The 21192-nt window shown below is 30.6% G+C and carries 19 protein-coding genes and 1 tRNA gene; 6 read left to right on the top strand and 14 right to left on the bottom strand.

Annotated elements, in window-relative coordinates; all coding sequences use genetic code 4:
* Positions 1-46: 46 nt before the first annotated feature.
* From MCFN_RS01655 to MCFN_RS01680, 6 genes are all read right to left on the bottom strand, one after another.
* Positions 47-1396 carry a BMP family ABC transporter substrate-binding protein gene (locus MCFN_RS01655; RefSeq protein WP_038561626.1) on the bottom strand — a complete coding sequence of 450 codons (1350 nt, stop codon included), beginning with the start codon at positions 1394-1396 and terminating at the stop codon, positions 47-49.
* A gap of 163 nt (positions 1397-1559) precedes the next feature.
* Entirely contained in the window at positions 1560-1910 is a 351-nt protein-coding gene (rplT, locus tag MCFN_RS01660; RefSeq protein WP_038561629.1) for a 50S ribosomal protein L20, read from the bottom strand.
* A gap of 42 nt (positions 1911-1952) precedes the next feature.
* Positions 1953-2141, bottom strand: a complete 189-nt coding sequence (gene rpmI / locus MCFN_RS01665) for a 50S ribosomal protein L35 (protein WP_038561632.1) — start codon at positions 2139-2141, stop codon at positions 1953-1955.
* Between the two features lie 12 nt (positions 2142-2153).
* On the bottom strand, positions 2154-2750 hold the full coding sequence (gene infC / locus MCFN_RS01670; RefSeq protein WP_038561635.1) for a translation initiation factor IF-3: 597 nt from the start codon (positions 2748-2750) through the stop codon (positions 2154-2156).
* A 326-nt stretch (positions 2751-3076) separates the two neighbouring features.
* Positions 3077-3313, bottom strand: a complete 237-nt coding sequence (locus MCFN_RS01675) for a hypothetical protein (protein ID WP_041103084.1) — start codon at positions 3311-3313, stop codon at positions 3077-3079.
* A gap of 13 nt (positions 3314-3326) precedes the next feature.
* Entirely contained in the window at positions 3327-4223 is an 897-nt protein-coding gene (locus MCFN_RS01680; protein WP_038561643.1) for a nucleotidyltransferase, read from the bottom strand.
* Positions 4224-4412: 189 nt separating this feature from the next.
* Here MCFN_RS01680 and MCFN_RS01685 point away from each other — a divergent pair.
* Positions 4413-4496: transfer RNA gene (locus tag MCFN_RS01685), tRNA-Leu, on the top strand.
* A gap of 105 nt (positions 4497-4601) precedes the next feature.
* Here MCFN_RS01685 and MCFN_RS01690 read toward each other — a convergent pair.
* Positions 4602-5492 (bottom strand): MSC_0882 family membrane protein, encoded by an 891-nt coding sequence (locus MCFN_RS01690; RefSeq protein ID WP_038561646.1) that lies wholly within the window; start codon positions 5490-5492, stop codon positions 4602-4604.
* Positions 5493-5997: 505 nt separating this feature from the next.
* Positions 5998-7110: a DNA-methyltransferase gene (locus tag MCFN_RS01695; RefSeq protein ID WP_038561648.1), complete on the bottom strand. Its 1113-nt coding sequence runs from the start codon at positions 7108-7110 to the stop codon at positions 5998-6000.
* Positions 7111-7547: 437 nt separating this feature from the next.
* On the opposite strand from MCFN_RS01695, the gene MCFN_RS03405 reads away from it, so the two are divergent.
* The 5 genes from MCFN_RS03405 to MCFN_RS01725 all read left to right on the top strand — a co-directional run bounded on the left by MCFN_RS03405 (position 7548) and on the right by MCFN_RS01725 (position 13919).
* Complete coding sequence (locus MCFN_RS03405) at positions 7548-9287, top strand: hypothetical protein (RefSeq protein ID WP_051604560.1); 1740 nt, start codon at positions 7548-7550, stop codon at positions 9285-9287.
* A 200-nt stretch (positions 9288-9487) separates the two neighbouring features.
* Positions 9488-10333: an MAGa7180 family putative nuclease gene (locus tag MCFN_RS01710; RefSeq protein ID WP_038561655.1), complete on the top strand. Its 846-nt coding sequence runs from the start codon at positions 9488-9490 to the stop codon at positions 10331-10333.
* On the top strand, positions 10248-12662 hold the full coding sequence (locus MCFN_RS01715) for a UU173 family protein (protein ID WP_158419986.1): 2415 nt from the start codon (positions 10248-10250) through the stop codon (positions 12660-12662). Before MCFN_RS01710 ends, MCFN_RS01715 begins: the two co-directional genes overlap by 86 nt.
* Before the next feature lie 6 nt (positions 12663-12668).
* Positions 12669-13127, top strand: coding sequence for an L-threonylcarbamoyladenylate synthase (locus MCFN_RS01720; RefSeq protein ID WP_038561661.1), 459 nt, complete (start codon positions 12669-12671; stop codon positions 13125-13127).
* 135 nt (positions 13128-13262) lie between these two features.
* Positions 13263-13919, top strand: coding sequence for a hypothetical protein (locus tag MCFN_RS01725; RefSeq protein WP_038561664.1), 657 nt, complete (start codon positions 13263-13265; stop codon positions 13917-13919).
* A 333-nt stretch (positions 13920-14252) separates the two neighbouring features.
* On the opposite strand, the gene MCFN_RS01730 is transcribed toward MCFN_RS01725, so the two are convergent.
* From MCFN_RS01730 to MCFN_RS01755, 6 genes are all read right to left on the bottom strand, one after another.
* Positions 14253-14726, bottom strand: coding sequence for a hypothetical protein (locus MCFN_RS01730; protein WP_070097347.1), 474 nt, complete (start codon positions 14724-14726; stop codon positions 14253-14255).
* A 181-nt stretch (positions 14727-14907) separates the two neighbouring features.
* The gene (locus MCFN_RS01735) at positions 14908-15378 is read right to left on the bottom strand and encodes a hypothetical protein (protein ID WP_038561669.1); all 471 of its coding nucleotides are present in this window, start codon (positions 15376-15378) and stop codon (positions 14908-14910) included.
* A 24-nt stretch (positions 15379-15402) separates the two neighbouring features.
* Positions 15403-17796 (bottom strand): ATP-binding cassette domain-containing protein, encoded by a 2394-nt coding sequence (locus MCFN_RS01740; RefSeq protein ID WP_038561672.1) that lies wholly within the window; start codon positions 17794-17796, stop codon positions 15403-15405.
* Positions 17783-18880, bottom strand: coding sequence for an ABC transporter ATP-binding protein (locus tag MCFN_RS01745; protein ID WP_051604561.1), 1098 nt, complete (start codon positions 18878-18880; stop codon positions 17783-17785). Before MCFN_RS01745 ends, MCFN_RS01740 begins: the two co-directional genes overlap by 14 nt.
* An 8-nt stretch (positions 18881-18888) precedes the next feature.
* Positions 18889-20139: an ABC transporter permease gene (locus tag MCFN_RS01750; protein ID WP_038561674.1), complete on the bottom strand. Its 1251-nt coding sequence runs from the start codon at positions 20137-20139 to the stop codon at positions 18889-18891.
* Positions 20132-21190, bottom strand: coding sequence for an ABC transporter permease (locus tag MCFN_RS01755; protein WP_038561678.1), 1059 nt, complete (start codon positions 21188-21190; stop codon positions 20132-20134). The genes MCFN_RS01750 and MCFN_RS01755 overlap by 8 nt, the downstream gene beginning before the upstream one ends.
* Positions 21191-21192 lie beyond the last annotated feature (2 nt).

Raw genomic sequence — 21192 nt, forward strand, 5'->3', positions numbered from 1 at the left:
TCAAATTTAAATTAAATAATAAAAATCTAGGCATCAGCCTAGAATATTATTTAAGTACATTTGCCATTTCTCTATATAAACGAGTAAAATCATTCAAAATTTCGCTATTTTCGTCGTTAATAGCTTTAGGAGTATCAATTCAAGTTTTATCACTTTCGCTTATTTCGGCTCACATTTTTTCAGCTTTTTTAATTGCGCTTTCAGCTAGTTCGTTTTTTGTTCGATCTGCTAAATTAGGTTTAGCTAAACCTACTAATTTATCACTAAAGCTTCCGTATTTAGAAAATCTTTGACCATCTTTTTTACCTAAAATAGCTTTGACATCATTGTTTGTATAAATTTTTTCTAAATCGCCGTCGGTTGTCGAAAGCAATCCTATAATATTGTACACCCCTTGTCCAGGCGTTTTAAGAATAGATGTTAAAAATAACTTATTCTTGGCGACCTCACCAACTGAATAATCTTCATTAACGCCGATAATATATTTAGTTGCAATTTCTTTGTGTTTTAAAAGTTCATTAATACCATCTCCAATTATAGATAGAATTAATTTTGGGTTGGTTTTCATAAGCTTTTCAATCGCTTTATCCATTTTTTGGCCTGATTGGTATGTCGCATTAAAAATTGGTTGTTGACTTGCTATTTTAATTTTTTTATCTTTATTTTCAGGTTTTTGATTTCAATAAATAACACCTTTCATAAAGCCTTCTGCATAGTGTCCGACAGTTGAGGGTTGTGAATCGGCACCAATTATGCCAAAAGTTCTATTTTCAGGGGTTTCGTGTGATAAAAACTCAGCCGCTGCATACCCGGCATTAAACGCTGCTTCTTTCACGTTATAAATTTGCGATATTATTGCACCGTTAATATTAGCCTGTTCATCAAATCCTAATTGAATAATTTTTATGCCTTTTTCTTGTGCTTTTTTTAGATTTTCACTGTTTTTGAAAAAGTTTTCAAAATGCTCGCTGTGTTCAATACCTGATAACACCCAAATTTTGTAGTCTTCATCTAACGCTTTTTTATAAAGTTCTTCAAAATTATTATTTTTGACACTTAGTAATTGATATAAGCTTGGGTCTAAATTATTTTGTTTTTGAGCAAATTCTTTAATTCCGTTTCATGCTAATTTATTAAATTCGCTTCCTTCAGCAACATCTTCATACTGAATCATGACTATTTTTTTAGCATTCGCCTTTGCTGTTGCGTCTAATTTAAATTTATCATTTAATTCAACTGGATTCAATTTAGTTGTTGGCAACATGTTTTTGTCAGTAACTTTTTTTTCTTCTGGAATTGGATGTTCATTCATCTTTGAACTGCATGCTGCGCTCAATGAAATAAATGAAATTCCGGTAGTAATTGTTCCCAACTTCAATACTATTTTTTTATTCATAATCTAACCTCGATAAATTATCCATAAATTTTATATAAGCATTATATATTAAGAATAACATTTTTAAAAATATCTATTTATATAATTAATAAAATTTGCAATCATCAACTAATCAATGTTAAAAATAAAAAAAATAGCCTTTTTAGGGGCTAAATTAAGGTTTTTATTTAGAGCTTGTCGCAATATCAACAAGACTTGTGAAAACTTTAGGTTCATTGATAGCTAATTCTGAAAGCATTTTTCTATTAATTGTAATGTTTGCTCTTTTTAAACCATTAATAAATTGTGAGTATGTAACTCCTTGTGCTCTAGTTGCTGCATTAATACGAGCAATTCATAGTTTTCTAAAATTACGTTTTACTTGTTTACGGTCTCTGAATGCATATGTTCATGATTTAACAACTGCTTGCTTAGCAACTTTATAACCGATTGATTTGTGTCCAAAATAACCTTTAGCTAGTTTTAATCATTTTTTTCTTCTAGCTCTTGTAACTGTTCCGCCTTTAACTCTCATATATTCCTCTTTCTTTAAATATTAAATATTTGACTAACTTAATTAAAATAAGCCTTTGAATCTTTTGATGTCAGATGCGTGCATTTGAACAGATTTACGTGCTTGACGTTTTTGTTTAGTTGATTTATTTTGGGCTAGGTGCGAACGATAAGCTTGCTCTCTTAAAACTTTACCAGTACCAGTAATTTTAATACGTTTTTTCAGAGCGCTTTTTGTCTTCATTTTAGGCATTTTTACTCCTTATTACTCTTCGTCATCAATGTTTTCATCATTTGATGAGTCTGAGTTTTTGTTTGTAGTGTTTTTATCTACTATATTATTTTCTTTTTTATATTTAGCAACTTTAACTTTATTCGGTTGCATATATACGTCTAAGAATTTACCATTAACTACCGTCGGTTCTTTCGTGATATCAGCTAAATCTTCAACAAGTTTATAAAAACGATTTAAAACATCATGGCCTAATTCAGGACGCGCGATTTCACGCCCACGGAATTTAAGACTGATTTTTAATCTATCCCCGTCCAATAAAAACTCACGAGCTTTTCTAGCTTTTGTTTCAAGATCGTGTTGTCCTATCATGACAGTTAGACGAATTTGACGGTTTTGAATGATTGTTTGTTTTTCCTTAGCAGCTTTTTGTTTTTTCTTACGTTCATATTTGAATTTTCCGTAGTCTAAAATACGAGCTATCGGTTTTGGTTCAACCGAAATAACAACTAAATCCATTTTGTATTCACGAGCAATTTCAATAGCTTCTCGTGTGGGTTTAACACCCAATTTTTCCCCTTCAGGTCCAACTAAAAAGACCTTAGCGAATGGAATGTTGTTATTAATCATATGTTCTGCTGTCGGTTTTTTATTTCTAGTATTAGTAGGTTGAATAATAAACTCCTTAATATTGATAATAGATAAATTTAAAATAAAATTAAAAGTGGGTTCCCACTTCTAAACTACATCAAAAAAATTTTAATTGTAGCTAGAAACCCAAGGCTATGGCCATCAGGTGAGAAATAATCTACTTTCCGCAATTAAATATTGCTTTTATATTTTAACATAAGGATTGCTTTTATCATTAAAAATCCTGAAAAAAATAAATTAATGAAAAACGATTAAAAGTACGTGCAAAATAAAGAAAAAAACGTTTTTTAACGTTTTCAAAAAAATTAAATTACAAACTCAACGGAAATTTTAGAATATTCTTCGATAATTTTAAAGCTAAATTCCAGATTATTTTGTTGAAAATATTTGACAATTACATCTCAAACATTTATATCAAGAGGAGTGCTAAATTGTAAAATTGCACCCTGGGCCCCTAGTTCTCACTGGTTGTCCAATTGATTTTCCATTTCCTGGATTAGAGTTTTAGCATTTTTGTGATTTTTTATAACAATTAATTCCATATATAACCTACCATTATTTTCATTTTTTACATAAAATCCAAGCAATGATTCTTTTAATTCGGCTTGCTGTATACCTTTTTGAAACGCATGCATTAACAAAATGAGCATACGTTGGTTCTGATGCATTTTTTATCAGAAGATTTTCAATCCCCTCAGTTACAAGTGGTATTTTACGCAATTTATTAAGTGGTGTTGTAGTTAAAATTTTTATAAAGCGTGAGTATTTTTGCTCAATTCGACGAGCTTTTTTAATGGTCATTGGCGTATATAATGAAATATCATCACCATTTTTAATTAATTCACGCAAGTACGATGCTGATGCAAATTTACCCATAGGTTCAGTTGCATGAAATGCTAAATTACGTTGTAGAGATATTGGTTGAATGTCTAAGTTATTATTAATTATTGCTTTCACATATTCAAAACCTAAAATATCATTAGGCATGGCTCAGCTATATCCACACATTTTCTCCAAGGCAAGAGCAAATGCTTTTGGATATGATAATTTTTCTTTTTTAATCAAGGGACGGATTATTTGATCAAATTCGTCTTTACGATCACGCAAAATTTTAGCAGTGTTAATCATATTTTCAACGTCGTTACTCTCTGAACCAAAGACTATTTTATCAACCTTTTGCGAAGCTAAGGCTAAAACTGCATTTTCAGCAAAAACGTGTGCTGCTTGCACAGTTTGTTCAAATTTAAGTTTTAAAACTTTTTGAACTCCATAGTGCTTTGCGATTTTTTTTCGGCACCGAAAACTACACACTGAATACTCACCGCGCTGAGTGAATTTATCAGTCATAACAACAATAATTTTTTCTCCAGGATAATTAGCCTTAATCCATTCTAATTGTCGAATATGCCCATTATGAAATGGATTATATTCAGCAACAATACCTATCGCCATTTTTTACCTCCTTATTTTAAAACACACCCCGTACGCAGTCTCCGTAAAGACCTATATATCGCTATCGGAAGAAAAATCAATAATAAAAACCACTCGTTTAAGTATATATTTATCTTAATTATAATTTAACACAAAACAAAAAATTTTTATACAGTTTTTTAAAAAATATTTATAATTATTAACACAAATGCCCAAGTGGTGGAATGGTAGACACCGTAGACTCAAAATCTACTGGAGAAATCCGTGCAGGTTCAAGTCCTGTCTTGGGTACCATATGTTAATTCGCCGAAATTAAAAATACACGTTTTTTTCGTGTATTTTTAATTACTTTTTAACAACAAAATCCTAAAAATCAGAAAAAAATGAGCAAAATGCTCATTATCCGATTTTTAAGCGGCGTTTTCTAACTAAACGTCAAATGGCAACTAACGCTAGTGCTAAAGGAAGTAAAATTGTTAAAACCACAACCACGATATAAGCTATTAATCAAGCTTTATTACGATCTTTGCGAGCTTTTTCAATTTGTTCATGAATTTCCACACTTTTTTCACCTAAGTAATCATTTAAATCAGCAAGACGTTTTTTATCGATTAAACGCATCGTTACATAAAAGACGACAACACTAGCCATAATAATTACACAAATCAAGCAAAATACATTTGTATTTTTGAAGGTTTTATCAAGGATAGTTACTCAGTCAATTTTAAATGATAAATGAGAACCGGCTAATTCTTGTGTATGGAATTGCCACGATTTTGTGCTATACAATCCGTATATAATTGCTGTAAAAATACCCATATATGTTAATATAAATATCAAAATTCAGGTTAAATTTACTGATTTTAAAACAATTTGACGATAAGCTAAGTGAAATGTAGATGACGATGTTGACTCACCTCTACTAATTGCATCCCTATAACGATGAATTGTGTTGGTTCATTGAATATTTTCAATTAAATTCTTTGTTCCCAGTGCTAAAAATATAAATGCACTTACTCCGTATAAGATTAAATAACCTATATTATTTTTAAATATCCAGATATTAAAATATGATAATATGAATAAAACAATTGAGGCTAACATTAGTGAGTATGAAATTGATAAATTGGTGATTTTAATTATCTTTTCAGTCCTAATTACTCCATAAACGCGTGGAGATATTTGATTTTTAGGATCGCGGACAACTTTTTTATCGTCACTTAGACTTTGATCATTTGCTGACTTAACTACCTCAATAGTTGAAGTATCATTTATTGGTTTGTAACGCATTTTTCTCCTTTTCTACTAAATTATAGTTATTATAAATTATTATTTCTAATTTTACTTTCATTTCACTATAAATTACTAGTCTAGGTTCTCTCGAATTAAAATTTATTCAATGAAATAATTATCCCTGGCGTCTTTTACCGTTTTCTAAAAATGAATATTTAAATTACAAGCATTAATTTGATTGTGCCATTTGAAAAACTGAAACGCAATTAATATACTTATTGTATGAAATTGGCAATTTTTTACTATTTCATCCAACAATCGCCTTTTTCTGCCAGCTCACTTAACAAAAAGATTAATATTAACATTTTTTATTCGCCCTCCTGTTTAGTTTCTAAATAAATGGAATTAATAAAATTATTATATTAGTTATATATAAAATTTTATTAGTAAATTCAAGAGTACAAAGTATGGGATTTTCAGTTATGAGCACCAACAAAATTTACTTTTAACACTGAAATAATACTGGATTAAGAAATAATATATAAATTATATCCAACGGTAATTAAATATTTTGGCGCAAATGATTACGGTATTGCTCTCTGATGTCTTTGAGAGATATTTTTTCATTGTCCCTAATTACATATCAATAATCAAAACCGTTTACACGCAATGATTTCTTATTAGATATTAACGCGGCTGCAGTATGAATATCTAATATTTGACCATTTTCTAAAATTGCCTTACCCTCGGAATTTAATTTAACAGTGCTGTGTTGATCGTCTTTTAAATACAATTTTTCATCAACATCAAGATAATTGGCTTCGATAATTTCTTTGAGCGATACCCTTAATGGCTTTACATCAAAAATAGCATTCTCAATATCACCAATATACGTTTTTGTGTTTTTTATTCTTTCTTTACCGTAAAAACAATATTTAGGGTCTTTTTCAATCATTACAAACTGACGGCCTGTCATTTTTGCTATTTTACCCGTGGTCATTGTGCCACCGAACGGGTCCAAAACTATATCTCCAACACTTGATGAAATTGTTATTATTCTATAAAGTAATTCTTCTGGTTTTTGAGTATTATGCAATTTATTTCCGCCAGCATCTTTTAAACGTTCGTTACCATTTACAACACCAAATTTTCAAATCGATCCTAATTGCTTACGTATTCCTTTACCAAAATCCTTAACATCTATATTCAGTTCTTTTGCGGTTTTATAGTTAAAAGTATATTTGGATTTTTCACTTTTTGTAGCTCAAATTAGTGTTTCGCGACTATTTGTTAGCCTTGTTCCTTTAAAATTTGGAGTCGGGTTGGTTTTGTGCCAAATTACATCATTTAGAATTCAAAACCCAATTTCTTGCATAATCGCACCGATTGTATAGATACATTGCATTCCACCTATTACTCAAAACGAACCATTTTTCTTCAGAACTCGATAACATGCCTGCAATCATTTTTTACTAAAATCATAGTATTCTTTATCAGAAGAAAATTTATCCCACTCGTCATCAACCCCTTTAAATTCAGTGCCTTCAACACGATATAGAGATCCTGAGGTTCTCATTCAATATGGAGGATCTGCAAATATTAAATCAACACTTTCTTCAGGTAGTTCATTTAATTTTTCTACACAATCACCGTTAATAATTACATTCGTTTTCACCTTTCTCCTCTTTTTTCGAACTTCTTTTATCTCTAAGTTCTTTTGCTTTATTTAAATTTATCCCGCTTGGAAATATCTCTTTTCTTAAATTAATATATCTTTCATCGTTATTATAATATAGCTTTCTTCATAATTTATCAGGGAGGTCAACTAGCAATTTTAGTAATTCTTTGTTGAATGGGTCTAGTAATTTTTTTAACTAAGCAAATATAAATAAAATCAAAAACTTAATAGCCAGTACAAACTAATAATATTGCGCTTGCTAAAATTGAATAATTTCAGTCTTTTGAGTAAAAAATACTGAAAATAGCAACACTAATAAAAATTTCTTGCCAAAATAAAATTTTATGAAAAATTAATTAAGTCATTTTATTGAATAAATGCTGAAATTAATATAAAATTTATATATCTATATATTTATTTAGGTAAGGAGAAAAATGGCTAGTAAAAAACCAACATTAGCTAAATTTTATTTAGCTGAAAAATTTGATAAAAATAGAAACGTGTCATTTAATCTTAAAAAAGAAGGGTTAAAAAAACACACTAATTTTCAAACTTTTAGTGAAGCGTTAAGCAATTTTATAGAAACAGCTCAATTATTACCAATAACAGCAAAAGTTTGATTTCACCGCGATGGAGCATTCAGAGGCGCTGCAACTATTGAGCAGGCTAAAATAATTTTAAACCGTGTAGCTGAGGCAAAAATCCAAGATCAAGATGTTATTGAATACATCAACAAGGAAAACTTAGTTGAAAAAGCACCATCTAAAAAAATGCCGTTAGATAAATTTCTAAAACTGCTAGAAGATGCAAAAATTATTGCCGAAATTAACGGTAAAGTTAAACCACAGGAACTTCAAAATGAAGATATCTATACTGATGTCGATGCAGATTTAGTTGTTGAAAGTATTGTAGCTAACACAAAAGGTGCTTTTGTTAAATATCATTTGACTAAGGATGAACATGTTTCAGATACAAAAGTCGCTTATTTTGACTACACTGGTGTTACACCATACACTGCAACATTAGAAGCTCTAAAATTAGATGCAATTAGCGAAGAAAAATTTAACACACTTGTTAAAGAAGCTAAGGTATATGCTGAGGTAAAGAGAAAAAGTTCGGCCACAACTGTGTCATCAGCAAAAATTAAATCAGATGTTGAATTAGTTGTTGTCGTTGAGGAAATTATTGTCTTAAACAAAGATAAATCATATGTTAAATACCATTTCACAAGACAAGAATTTATTTCAGAATCATTCATTGGCGAATTAGATTATTCATCTCGTGATATCGAGGCAGAAAAACTATATGTTCACAAAATTGGAATGGGTATGTCTGAAAACTTTGAGGAAATAGTTGCTAAAACTAAATTGTATGCAGATGTTAAAGAAAACAAGTCTGCTACATTACTGAGTTCAAGTCACTTATTTACAACTGAAGAAGTTAAATTGGTTGTTGAACAAATCAATATTGCAAACACTTATGTCGCTCAAGTGGTGTATCATTATGAAGCTGGCGATATCAAATCACAATCATTTGCATCACTATTTGATTTCAGAGAGGCAAATGGCACCGATATTTTATATGCACAAGATAAATTGTTCACAGAAGACGACTTTGTCAAAGCGGTTCAAGTATCATCAATTTATTTAGATATCGAAAAAAATCCTTTATCAATTGAAATTTCTTCTTCACACGTTAAAACTAACTCAATGTTGAACGTTGTAATCGATCAAATTAATGTAACTAGTGATAAAAATGTTTATGTTACATATCATTTCGCAAAATCTGGCTTTATAAGTAACTCAGATGTGGCAATGTTTGATTTATCTCAACCTTCAGATGGTAATGTGCTATTCCCTGTTGTTCCCGTTAAAGTTGAAGAAATTCAAACTCAAAAACACGAAGAAGAATTTCAATCTCCAATGGAAGCCGTTGAAGAAAACGTTGAACAAATCCAACCTATGCCTCAACCAGAAGAAGTACCGATGATAATGGTTGAATCGCAAGAAAAACCATTGCCAGAACAAAAAGTAGAAAGATTAGTTAAAGAATACAAAGAAACTGTTTCTTGTGGCAAAAAATCAACTGACGTTGCTTTTTGAGCATACTCAATTGTTCTAATTGTAATAATCATTCTGTTTGTTTTAATAATTGCTAAATACTTACTTAAATAAAATCAATAAATTCTTTTAAACAAAAATGCATTTATTTTAAATAGATGCATTTTTGTTGCACGTTTCCACTTAGTTCCACAAACAGAAAATTTTGCTACTATGCGTGAATATAATTTTTATTTCAAAAATTATTACTTTTTTTATATACTATATTATTTTATGTAATAAAATATATATAGTTATTGTTTAGGAGTTTAAAAATGCGTAGATATAACGGTAAAGATTACGTGCTTGATATGAAAAATCAAGTTATAAGACTAAATCCTGATTTTCATAATGAATTATTAAATAATGAACCTGGTAGTCCTAAGGGATTTAAAAAATTTGGTGGCTCATCTATTTCAAATGTTTTAATTAACGATCGTTTTAAAGGGCAATTTTTAGCATTTTTACACATGTCTCGCTTGGCAATGCCAGTGCTTGAACAAAAATATATTAAAGCAGGACAAGTGGTTGAAGATAAACTTTTTGAATTTTTACAAAACAAATTTGGGCCTAAATTTTCTTTTGAACACATCGTAGCATCGAAATACCAGTACGACTATTTTAAGGGACAACAAAAGTACATAGGTGGTGTGCCTGACGGCTTAAATAAAACAAGCAAAATTGTTTTAGAAATTAAATCGGCTCAGGAAAAAAAACTTGAACAATGAGTTGACAAGTATGATTTACCAAATGAATACATTATGCAAGCTCAACTTTACGCACACATGCTTGAATATCCTAGTTTTATTATAATTGCTGTATTTTTAAAAGATTCTGACTATGTCGACACAGAAAAAATTGACTTAAACAATAATAAAGTTAAGGTTTATGGACCATATTCTGTCGATCGTAATAAAGCTCAAGACCAAATGGATAAAATTAATGAATTTTGACTAAATTACGCTCGAACTGGTGTGAGTCCGATTTTTGACCCTATTCGGGATGCACAAGTCCTTGAATATTTACAATGTCGCAATGAAGATGAATGATTTGCCTTATTCAACAAATGGAAACAAAGAGGGAAAATTGATGCAGATATCAAGTTTGAAAAAGTTAAATAAAAATAATGTTCACTTAATTACATTTAAGCATTTTCAGATTGCTTCAACTTCGCAACCTTATTTCATTTGAGCGCCTCGCAATATTAATGGCGAATTAATCAATTTAGCACCAACTGACATAAATGGTTTTGAACTTTACAAGAAGGAAAATACACAAATTGACACTAATAACGCCGAACTAAATCCTGATTCTGAATTTAGTGCAATTTTAGATACTGATGAAGATAATGTTGGCGATGAAAATGATATCCACAATGAATATTTCAACAAGCAATTTCAGCAATTTTTAAATAGTAACTGAGATTATGCATCCGAAAATCAATCATTATTTGCTCAAGCGTACAAGCAATGTGTGGATTTTTTAATTAAAAAACTGAATTTAAGTCTGGAAAATATTTATTTTAATTCACGGATTAGACCGCTTGAACAATTGCATCTTGCGGTTGAAGACTTTCAAAACTTCATAAATAATAAAACTCAGAGTTTAATAATTGATCCTATTTTCACTTACTTAATTTCACCTGAAAATGAATCGGATTATGTAGTTAAGGCAACAGCATTTGCCTATGATAAAAATAGTAAAATCCTTTATATAAACAAATTTAAAGATAGTACATCATTATCAGATTATTTACAAACAAATTTTATTTATAACACAGCCACGAAAATGGGTGTCGAAATCAAAGATATTCAATTTGTGCTAGTTGATCCGGATGAATCAAAACACAAAAAAGGACATGTGCCATTCATTATTTCACGTAGTGCGTTTTCTGCTAATACAAAATCTTCTGTTAGTCGTAATAAGGACTATCGCAAACTAAAAGACCCAAACGAAGTTAGAATTGTAGGAATGAAAAATTCAGGCGTTGCTATCCAATATGGTATTTGCGACGGTGTTCAAACCACTATTATGAATGCAATGATTGAGCGAAAAGTGTGGGGGAACCCACGTTCAAAAACAATTGCTGATTTAGTTAAAAAATTAGATACTGGCGATCCTAAACCTTCAATTGAAATATCAACTAAATTTGAATTTGAACCTTATGAGCAAATTATTGAAAAAATAATTAATGCTTCAAAAGTTCAAATTCCCACATATTCAAAATTCAACCCTGATTTGAAACAATATCAATTGGATATGGATTTAGATAATTCATCCTGAGGAAAAAATCCCGACCTAAAAAGAATTGCTTTTTTACACATGGGTGAGCAATATGCTTTTTCAACTGGTAACAGTGGTACTGCAAACTCACTCAAAAAATTGGACATTAACTTCATCAACAAGCAACGAAGCATTGTGGAAAATTTATACTCATTTCCTAACTTTTTTACTGATAAAGCACTCGAACTTATTTCGCCTTTGATGTCAAAAGATACAAAAATTGTCTGGTATGATTATGAGGGATTGAGCTCAATTGTCCCAATTTTTGATGGCCTAAAATCATATAACCAAATTGCCCATCAAGTATCAATTATCGTTACCCAGAATGGAAGCATTGTCTATGAAGAGGATATCCTTCACGATCCTAAAACCGTGAGCCTAATTGATTTAGTAAAAGTAATTTTAGCCGTTTACCAGCAAAAAGCAGACTACTATGTCGTCTTTAATAAAGGTTACGAAAACACTCGAAACTTAGAGGTTAGAGACCAAGTTTTAAAACATTATCAACAAAATGATACTGAATTTATTGCTGAAATGAGGGCCTTAGGAATTGAATCGTTGCTTGATTTTGAATCAATTGTGTTATATATTAATGAAAACACAATAGATCTGATGGACTTTTTTACAAAAGATAGCGACACAACTAATCAAGCCTTTTATAGTGTTGATTACGTAAAGCATTCAGAATATCATAACCCATCATTCAATCTTTCAATTCACGATTTCAAAGGAAATAAAGCTAACTATCAAGAAGAATGCGACAAATTCCGCCGACAAATATTTAAAAAAAATATTAAAGCTGTCAAAATAATTGAACTCTTGGGTTATACAAGTATTAAAAAACTTGAAAAATTAATTACAAAAAATAATTATAAATATGATTATGAAATCAAGGAATACGCTGGTTTAGAAGTTAAAAACGGCTCAATGGCACTCGAAATCGCAATAAACCGTTTTGCCGGTTATATTGGCGAGCACGAGTGAGCGCATAAATCACTAAAACTAAAAGAATACTGCCATAATGACGTTGTTGCGATGATTGTTGTTTATGAATTTTTATTAGGATTTATTGCTAGTGTTTTTCCAGATATTTATGATTTTAAAAATAAATTGGCCAAAGGCCAAATCTTAAAAGTTGACTTCGATACAAAAAAATTAACAACTTAATTAACTATGAATAAATTTAAGAACCTTTTTATTACTACTACCGATACAGTTTGCGGTATTGGCGGACCAGTCAATCAAAACACACTTGAACTTATATACTTGTTAAAACAACGTCCTATTGACAAAAAAATAATTATATTAGTTGGTTCAATTGAGCAAGCACGAACTTTTAAAGAATGAAATGATCAAGCTGAGGAATTTGCTCTTAATTATTGACCGGGTAATTATAGCCTTATTGTTAACGGTCAAGGTTTTAGAATGCCTAATCAAGCTGGATTAATTGAATTTTTATGTCAAAATGGTCCGATGTATGTTTCTAGCGCCAATATCTCAGGGCAATCGCCAATTAATATTAAGCAAGCTAGCGCCATCTTCCCGCAAATTAGCAACATATATAATTTTGGTCAACCAAGTGGTATTCCAAGTAAAATTTACAACATTGACACGCATCAGTGATTACGATAGGTAAAAACGCTATTTTCAAGCGTTTTTTGTTTTGTGAGGTAAAAAATAAGATAACTTGTGCAAAAATGTGGAATCAATTTTATATTTTAATTTTTGCACTATAATGAGGTTATATTTTATTTTTTAAGGAGAAAAATGGAATTAGAAACAAATCAATGACAAGCCAGATATATTAAATGGTTTATGAAAAAAATGAAACTAAATAGAGCAGGATTAATTGGGTATATCAAAAAACACTCAATTAAATTATCGAACTTTCTTGTAATGGTTAACTTGTTTAGACTGGCTAATGATGCAATTGGCGACTTTAATAAGCTAAGAGCTTATCAGCACGGTGCTATTTACTCAGGTGTTTATCGCGATTTTAAAACAAAAATTGATGATGATTACATAGACCAAATATTGAGCGCTAGCGATGCCAAAAATCCAAAAAGCTATGAAATTTTGGAAAAAGCATTTTACTATGTTAGCACAAGTAAAAACTATGACTTTATTGTGAAAATGCAAGAATTTGATTTTTGAAAAAATAAAGTTAATCAAGCTGACAATAATATTCGCAAAAATGATGTTACTGACGCCGATAAACTAAAATTGAAAGAAATATATAATTCATTACCAGATAATGCAGCTGACCTAGAATTTATTTTCATTAATGATTATCACTTTGTTTGACACAAAAAAGATGCATCATGAGTAAAAGAAAACATAGCTAAACTAGTGGAAATGTCACGCGATTACAATTTAATTAACCCAATAATAATCACCCCTGATAAACCTAAATCTAAAAAATAAGATCTTGACAATTTAATTAATTCAACACTAAATTTTAAGTAATAACCTTAGTAGACATATCATTCTGTTAGATAGTCAAAATCAAAAGTTTCGCTAAAAAAAGATTGATTAACTCAATCTTTTTTAATTCTATTTTCTCAAACGCACCAATACATATGACATGTTTTTTTAAATTGGCATAAATGAGGTTCGCTAAATATTGGCAGTTATTTTTTAAAAAATGAAGCGATTATTTCTTGTGTAAAATAAACATCGAATCTAGTTTGTTATAATAAAACAAAAAAATCCTTGCACTTTTGTGCAAGATTTATTTTGTTTGCAAAATAAACGATTTTACTCTTGTTTAGATTTTCTTAAAACAACCAATTTAGGTAAATTCGTTGTGTCATTGAGTTTTGCACTTAATTTATTGACAATTAAGAGCTGATCTTCAATCCCTAAATACGGCATAGAATTGAAATCATAGTTTTGATAATCTAATTTTGCTTTTAAATCGTGATAGTTCATCTTAAAAATTACTGAGATATCAATTGCACTAGCAACATCGATTGTCGCCAGGTCGCCATTATCTGCTATCCCGTTATCGCACTGTAATCTGACAATATTGGAATTTTGATGTAATGATTCATCTCATTTTTTAATGCATTGGACAAAGAAAACGTATTCATCATCGTCTGCGATAATTACAATTGAACTAGATTTTAAACTACCTCCTTTAATTCTGTTAATAAAATCTTGGTTCAATACTATAGGTTTTAGTACCGGTATAGCAGCACTGTTAGTTTGTATTGTTAGCATTTTTTCCATGACTTAATTGTATTTTTTTTAAATTCTTAAAAATGATAACTTTTTGCATTTTCGCAAAATGCTATTTTTAACCAAAATGAGTATATTTCGAGTATTTTAGGCAAAATTAACTCACTGATATACATCGATTGATTAAAAACAGAGCACAAAAAATCAACTCCCGGGGAGTTGATTAAATAATTTAAATATATGCAAGTATAACTGCTATTATTATTTGTATAAGACCTAGACCAATCAAAATAAAATATATCAATTGATTACGCCGTTCTTGTTCTATTACTTCATCGCGAGCTAAATTTCGATCTAAATTTTGTTGCATAATTTTTAGCGAAATTTTATCATCATCACTTAATAAATTCTTATTGCGGATTTTATCCATTTCCCGACGAATTTTAGCATCGCGACGTGATGAACTCATCGAGCGTCAAGAAGAACCAAGACCTAAACGAGCTGAAATAAACACAATTCCGTAAGCTATTCAGAAAAATCCCGCCACAAATCCACTATCGCTAAAAGCAGTTTTAAATGTTTTTTTATAATTTAACACTAAAATTGAAATAATGGCAGCTCAAAAAATTAAGCCAATAACTACTACAATAAATAAATGTATCAGCCTCAATTTTCTTAAACCACTTCTAAAATATTGATTCATGTAAAACCTTAAAAACTTGGATGTTTAAAATCTTTTTGAATCAATTTTATGAGGCACCAGTGCAAAAGGTTTAGATCACTGTTCCACTTGAGTTTGAGTACCATAGATAAAGTGGTCATCTTCAACTTGATAAGATTCAGGAGAGTTTGGATATTGCTGTCCTTTAAAGTAATCTAATTCAAAACTAATATTTTCAAATTTCTCATTTGCATTTGAAATTTTTGGTATAGCTTTAAATAAGTTAATTGTGTATGGGTGAATTGGTTTAGAGTAAACTTTTTCAGTTTTTCCTGACTCAACGATTTTTCCATAGTGCATAATTTGCACGCGGTCGGCAATATATTCAATCATTGATAAATCGTGCGCGATAAAAATCATGCCGATGTTTTTTTTCTCGCACAAGTCTTTAAGTAAGTTGACAACCTGAGCTTGAATTGAAATATCAAGTGAGGCAATCGGTTCATCGGCGACAATAACCTTTGGTTCAGTTATTAAGGCACGAGCAATAACAATTCTTTGACGTTGCCCACCTGAAAATTCGTGTGGATAACGGAATGCGAATTGTTTTAATAAACCAACATCTTCTAATGATTTATAAATTGTTGTTTTAATTAACAAATTACTAATCAGCAGGCGGGCGAAAATACTTGTTGCAATTTTATTAACTTTTTGTATAACAGGATTGATATTATTATCGCTATTTGCAATCCCTAATAAAACTTTAATAGCTTTAATATCTTTATTTAAGTATTTAATCTCGATTTTAAACGAATTTAAAGTATTTTGCTTGGTTTGATATTTTGAATTGTAAATTTTAATTAATTTTGCATGTTCACGTTGTTGTTGTTTAGGTGCGTTGTTCAGTTTTAAATCATGAGAGTATTTCTGTAAGCGCATAATAAATTCAGCGTGAATTTGTTGCACGAATTTATTTGCCTGAGTTTGTTGTTGTTTTAGAGTTTCATAGTGCTTGCGTGCGTTTGAAATTTCCTGATTTAAAATTTCAATTTCCTTGTTATAACCAATTGCATACTCATTTAGCATTTCTTTATTATTTTTAATTGCTTGCTCATATTTAGCTTTTGCCAAGGCAACATCATCAGCACTAGCTTTAAATGTTTTATCAGTGCTTAAATTGCGTGTATGATTAATTTCTGAGTACAAATTGACAATTTTAACTGAATATTTATTTGCGTTTTGTTGGTTAAGAATAACTTCATTCTCAAAAATAAAGTTAAATTCGCTGGCAATAATTGCTAATATTTGCTTTTTAACATTTGGCTCGTAAGGGATTGGTAATAAATATTTATTGAAAAACTCTTTTGAATAAATACCTAGCCGATCAATTATTTCTCTAACTTGATTGTATTCAAGATGCTTTAATTTTGACTTCAAATCCATACAAACTTTATACAATTTACGGGCCAATAATTGATTTTTTAAATTATGTAGGTAAATATCAATTGTTGGGGCAATTAATTTAGCATTCCTAAATATTTGCGCATCTTTTTTAAATTCAACAATAAAGTTGTTAAATGTATTAGTATTCAGTGCTATTCGTTCTTTTTCAGTGGTTTTTGCAGTCTGTATTTTGCTTTTAATTTCTTTAATTTTTGCAATAGATAAATATTTTTGCTCAGACATTTTAGACAATTTTAAAATTCTGAAATACTCATCCTTCGCAGCTTTTAACTCACTTTCATCAACTTCTAAATTAGATGAGCGAAAATCCGCTTGTTTTTGAAAATAAAACGCCATCAAATCATCAGTATTGTTATATAAATTATTAACAATTTGGCTTTCCATATTTTGTTTTTGCTCTAAGTAGCCAAAATAGCTATTGAAATTATCTTCAAATGATAATGATTCGTCATAACTTCATTGTGAAAATTTATCAATTCAAGGAGTAAAAAATTTCTCTGCTAAAACATTAATTGCATTTAAATTTTCTAGTTCTAAAGTTTTATATTTCTTCTGAAATGTGTAAAAATACATTGATTTTACATCATTTCAATCTTTGAAAATATCCTTAATTTTAGCTTTTATAATGCCATTAACAATTAAAGGTTCTTTCAATGTTGAGTAAATATTTTTTTGACCATTCAATGACGCATGCGGGTCTTGAAAAATCATTTGAATATTTTTACGTAAAAATTTTGTTTGTCCGCGCGAAATTCTTTTACCACTAATTACTTTACCGTCCAAAGTAACAAAACCATTAAAATCATCATAAAGCCTTAACAAGCTACGGCCGACCGTAGTCTTTCCTGAACCCGATTCTCCGATTAAACCGACAATCTCACCCTCATGAACATTAAAACTAACATCATTAACAGCCTTATTAACAAAACCGCTGTTAGTAAAATATTTTTTTAGTCCTTGAATTTCTAAAATTAATTTAGCATTATCTTTTTTCATCGGTAAAGACCTTTCTAAAACTGTCAATTCTAACTTCTAACTCAGGAGGTAGAATAATTTTTGGGGCTTCTGGATGCAATAACCATGTCGCGGCGGCATGTGTTGATGAGATTGGAATTAAAGGCGGTTCTTTGTAAAAATCAATCTCAAGCGCATATTCATTACGTGGGGCAAATGGATCGCCAAGCGGTAAATTCGCCATGTCGGGCGGGGTACCTTTTATCGAATAAAGGCGGTCTTGACTATTTTCAGGAATAGCTGAAATTAAAGCTCACGTATATGGGTGTTGCGGGTTAGTGAAAATGTCTTTACGTGTCCCGCGTTCAACAATTCGTCCAGCATACATAACATAAATATAATCACAGAATTTAGCAACAACACTAATGTTGTGGCTAATTAAAATAATTGAAATATTCATTGTTTGGCGGATACGTTCAAACAAAGCTAAAACCGATGCCTGAACAGTTGGGTCAAGTGCAGTTGTAGGTTCGTCAGCAATAATTAACTTAGGTTTTAAGGCCACAACCATCGCAATCACAACCCTTTGTTTCATCCCCCCACTTAGTGTGTGTGGATAACGATCAAATACTGATTCAGCATCGCGAATTCCGAATTGATCTAATAAGCTAACTAAATAAGCTCTTTTTTCACTATAAGATTTTTCTTTTCACTCTGTATTTAAATTCAAAGCGTCAAGAAGTTGCTTGCCAATTTTACGTGTAGGATTCAATGAAGTTAAGGGATCTTGCGGAATGTAACCAATGTAGTGCCCTCTGACTTTTTGTCACTCTTTTTCTTTTTTAAATTGATTTAAATCAACATCGTCAATAATCATTGAATCAGCTAAAAATGTCGCTCCTTCATTGACATTAATCAACGCTTTTGAAGTAACTGATTTACCAGAACCAGATTCACCAACCAAGCCAACAATTTCACCTTTTTTAATTGTTAAATCGACTCCACGCACAATCCGAATGAAGTTTTTACGACCATTTCTAAAATCGACTCTTAAATTACGAACAAGCAATAAAGCATCATTTAATAAGTCTTGATTATCGATTTCTTTTTTTACTTGCGAACTCATAAATACTCCTATCTTTTTATTTTAATAACTTTTGGATCAAGTGCGTCGTGCAATCCAACGGCAATGAATTGTAAGCTAATTGAAATGCCTAATAAAATTGAAGCAGGCAACATTAATAATCACGGGTTAGTTTTAGAATCATTGATGTTATCTAACATAAATTTACCTAAATTAGCTGATTTAGAATCGCTAAAGAATCCTAAGAAGGCTAACGAAGCAATAGAAAGAATAACGCTTGGAATACGGCGAACAAAACTCATTGCAATTTTACCTAAAATTGCTGGTAAAGCATGCATAAATATTTGTCTTGTTTCAGCTGCCCCAATACTTTTTGCGGCAATAATATACTCTTCATCTTTAACCGTGATGATAAATAACCTTGTTACACCAATCGGGCCTGTTCAACCTACAAATAATAAACCTGCAATCAGTACTCAAGGATTAGTTCCTCAAATACTTACAAATAACAACAATCAAATAATTGAAGGTGGCGAAGTAAAGATTTCGATTAAACGCATCATAAATGTATCAAGCGCTTTTCCGGCATTAAAACCTAAATAAGCACCAACAAAAACACCGATAATTATTTCCACTGTTGAAACAAATAATGCAATTCATAACGATTCTAGAGTTCCTTTTCACACCGTGGTTCACACATCAGCGCCAAGTTCGTTGGTTCCTAAAAAAGTTTTTAAAACAGGAATTTGTGACTTAATTTGGGCTATGACATCTGGAGTGATTAATCTAGTAGGATTTTCTTTTTCTCACTTAATTAATCTTGCCAACAATTGCGATCCTTCAAAATATGTGTATGGATTGTATCTTACTAGGCTAGAATTAATAAAAGTATGGGTTAAATAAGGTTTTAAATATTCTTTGTACTTGGTCGAAGTAGCTCAGAAATTTATACTTTTAATAACACTTTCATCAGTGGTTTCTTTTCACGGATTAAACATTGGGGGTAGCGATCCAACATTACTTACTTTTTGATCAGCTGGTCAATAGGCATCTATTCTTTCTGTCGCTGGATAAGGAGAGGTGTATGTTACAATGGTTGCAATCAAAATAATGACTAAAAATACTGAAAAAGCGATCAAAACAGCTGGGTTTGTGAAAAAGCGACGCAGTATTTCAATAGCTAAAATTTTTGGTTTTCCTGCAATATTATTGTTAGAAACTTCTTGAGAGCGAACTAATTTTAAGGCCAATTCGGCACTAATGCCGTATTTTTTATTGAAATTTTGGTCAATATTACTCACTAGTACCTCCTGCTTGCGATAATCTTGTTTGGTATTCTTTTTTTCTTAGACGATAAGCTTTTAAAATCATCAGAATTGACATACCACTACTTGCTTGGTATCTAATTCTTGGGTCGATAAATGGATAAGAAATATCGACAATAATTTGAGTGAACAACCCTAATGTTGTGAAGAAGAAAATGTTGAACATAACTACATTAATTTCTCCTGACGGGAATGCTTGTGCAATAATGTTTGCTGAACCTGGAATAAATCAGAATCTCTCAATAATAATTGAGCCAGATAATAAAATCAAATATGAAGGAATAATAATAGTTGCTAGAGGGATTGAGATATTTCTCAAAACATATTTTCTAAATATTTGGCCAGTTGAAAGACCTTTAGTTTTAGCAATCAGAACATAATTCGATGTTAGCACAGTTACAACCTGGTTACGGGCGTATAAGGTATATCCCGATAGCGATCCAAGACTGACAACTGTGATGGCAGGAATTACAGACTTAATTGTACTTCATCATGTCGCGTTAACATCAGTTGGCGATACAAAACGAATATCAAAACCTAATTTTTGGAAAACATTTAAAAACATAGGGGCCAAAATAAAGCTTGGTACGGCGATAAAAACAAAGACAAATCCACTAATTAAAGTATCAATTCAGGTTCCGCGCTTATATCCGGCAATTACACCTAAAATAATTCCTAGTGATGCCGAAATAATAAATGAAGGTAATGAAACTAAAATACTTCAGCCTAACGGTTTAAAAAATAATGTTGGTATATCATTGTAGTCGGCTTTTGTAATATAAATTTGACCAAAATCACCCCTGAAAAAACGTGAAAAGTAATCAAGTATTTTATAAAATATTGGGGTTTCAGTGAATTTTTTCGATTCCAGTAAAAGAAGCACTCTTTTATGCTGGTCAGTTTCCTTTTCAAGTGCAATTTGATAGGGGTCTTTAATAAACAAAACAATGAGTGTGTAAGAAAAAAGTAGAATAATAAATAGCGTAAGAATGGCCAAGGCCATTCTTTTTGCAAAATATTTAAACATTT

Origin of the sequence: Mycoplasmopsis californica, from assembly GCF_000695835.1 — a bacterium.
GTDB classification, from domain to species: domain Bacteria; phylum Bacillota_I; class Bacilli_A; order Mycoplasmatales; family Metamycoplasmataceae; genus Mycoplasmopsis; species Mycoplasmopsis californica.